Raw genomic sequence first — 2286 nt, forward strand, 5'->3', positions numbered from 1 at the left:
GCCAGCGGCTGGGCCGCGATGTCGAAGGCGATGCGCGCGGCCTGCGGCCGAAGCGGCGCCGCGTCGGACTGCGCGCGGGCGCTCATCCACGGCCCGGTCATGCAGGCGACCAGCGCGATGCCGGCCAGGGAGACGAGAGGAAAGGAAGGAGGTGCATGCCGCATGAGTTCGATACGCCCGGCGAAAGCCACGGCCCGGGGGGCATGTCGAAGCGGATGCTAGGTTCGCTGCATGACGTTCGGATGACTTGGCCGGTCAGCGCGAGGCCTTCTCAGCACTTCGGCGACCCGGCCTGCGCGCAGATCGGCACGAAGATCCGCGCCCCCGCGCGCTGCACCAGCAACGCCGCCGTGCCGTCGGCCCCCTCCAGCGCCTGGGCCAGGGCTTCGGCGCTGTCGATCGGCTGGCCGTTGAGCGCCAGAATGACGTCGCCCGGCTGCACGCCCGCGCGCGACGCCGCGACGTTCACGCGCTGCACCAGCAGCCCGCCCTCCACGCGCAGGAACTGCCGCTCGGCCGGCGCCAGCGGGCGCACCGCGAAGCCCAGGCGCGAAGGCACCGAGGCCGCCGTCGCCGCCTCGCCCTGCAGGCGCGGCGTGTCGTAGCCCTCCACCTTCACCTCGACCACGTGCTCGGCGCGGTCGCGCCACACCATGAGCCGCGCGCGCTGCCCCGGCACCTGCTCGGCGATGAAGCCCAGCGCGTCGGCCGCCTGCACCACCTCGCGGCCCTGCACCGACAGGATCACGTCGCCGGTCTTCAGCCCGCCCCGCGCCGCCGCGCCGCGCGACTCCACGTCGGTGACCAGCGCGCCGGCCGGGCGCGGCAGGCGGAAGGTGTCGGCCAGCGCCTGCCCCACCTCCTGCACGGACACGCCGATGCGCCCGCGCGTGACGGTGCCGGTGGCCAGCAGCTGGTCCTTGATGCGCATGGCGGCGTCGATGGGAATGGCGAACGACAGCCCCTGGTAACCGCCGCTTCGGCTGTAGATGCGCGAGTTGATGCCGATCACCTCGCCGCGCAGGTTGAACAGCGGCCCGCCCGAATTGCCGGGGTTGATCGGCACGTCGGTCTGTAAAAACTGCATCGACTCCGCGCCCGGCAGCAACCGCCCCTTGGCGCTGACGATGCCGGCCGTCACCGAGTTGCCGAAGCCGTAGGGCGAGCCGATGGCGGCCACGCCGTCGCCGGGCTCCACGTCCGCCGGGTCGCCGATGCGCACCGTGGGCAAGCCGGTCGCGTCGATCTTCAGCAAGGCCACGTCGGCCAGTGCGTCCAGGCCGATGAGCCGCGCCCGGAACTCGCGCCGGTCGGGCAGCTTCACGCGGATCTGCGTGCCGTGCGCGACCACGTGCGCGTTGGTGAGGATGAGCCCGTCGGCGCTCACGAGGAAGCCGCTGCCCAGGCTGCTCTCGTCGGCCTCGGCCGGCGGTGCGCGCAGCAGCCAGCGGTCGCTGAAACGGCGCGCCGGCGCCGACGGCCGCTCCACGCCGATGTGGACCACGGCCGGCCCGAAGGCCTTCACCAGCGCCGCGAGCCCCGGCACGGGCCAGGGCATGGCGGCGTGCAGCGGCACTGCAGCCGCAAGGCCCAGCAGCGCCACGCAGAGGCGGCGCGATCGGTCAGGTGCGCGCGACAAAGCTCAGCGTGAGTTGCAGCACCATCGGCTGGCGCATGTCGCGCGGCGGCGGCTCGGCCAGCGGCTGCGCGGTGAGCAGCGCGCGCAGGTCGGTGTCGGCCTGCGCATCGCCCAGCGACTCGAAGGCCACGCGCTCGACCTTGCCGCTGCCCGCGACCCACACGCGCACCACCACCGGCGCGGGCGGCACGGGCTGGCCCTCTTTCAGCATGCGGTCCTGCATCCACGTGTGCAGCCGCACCACGGTGTCGCTGGCCGGGTCGCTGAGCGACGACTGCAGCTGGTTGCTGGCGAGGTTGGCGTAGCTGATCCAGTGCTGCGGCACCTGCGGCTGGGCCTGCGCCGATGCGGCCAGGGGCGCGGCGGCGGCGGACAGCCCGAGGCCGAGCCCGCCGAGCGCCAGGCGCAGGCGGCGCCAGCCGCGGGTCTTGCCGGAAGAAGAGGTCATGGGAGTTCCAATGAAAAGTCGAAGAAGGACGCTCAGCCGCACAGCACGCCGACCGACAGGGTCGAGGCCCGCGCGGCGGGCGACTGTTGAGGACCGAGCTGCGGTTCGCGGCTGTGCGCGTAGGCGATGCCGTGGGCGTCCAGGAAGTCGCGCAGGCGCGCCGCCGGCACCGCGCGCACCCGCGTCACGCCGCCCGCCA

Annotated in this window: 3 protein-coding genes; all 3 read right to left on the bottom strand. The window is 73.8% G+C overall.

Going from position 1 to position 2286, the window contains the following annotated elements:
* Window positions 1–191: hypothetical protein (locus VBO01S_RS32600; protein WP_157627546.1), on the bottom strand; the 191-nt coding region annotated here is incomplete at its 3' end.
* Window positions 192–271: 80 nt separating this feature from the next.
* Entirely contained in the window at window positions 272–1639 is a 1368-nt protein-coding gene (locus VBO01S_RS31235) for a trypsin-like peptidase domain-containing protein (RefSeq protein ID WP_255221261.1), read from the bottom strand.
* Window positions 1623–2087, bottom strand: a complete 465-nt coding sequence (locus VBO01S_RS31240) for a hypothetical protein (protein WP_062483033.1) — start codon at window positions 2085–2087, stop codon at window positions 1623–1625. Before VBO01S_RS31240 ends, VBO01S_RS31235 begins: the two co-directional genes overlap by 17 nt.
* Window positions 2088–2286: the final 199 nt, after the last annotated feature.

The organism is Variovorax boronicumulans NBRC 103145 (assembly GCF_001591345.1).
In the GTDB taxonomy this organism is placed as follows: Bacteria; Pseudomonadota; Gammaproteobacteria; order Burkholderiales; family Burkholderiaceae_C; genus Variovorax; species Variovorax boronicumulans.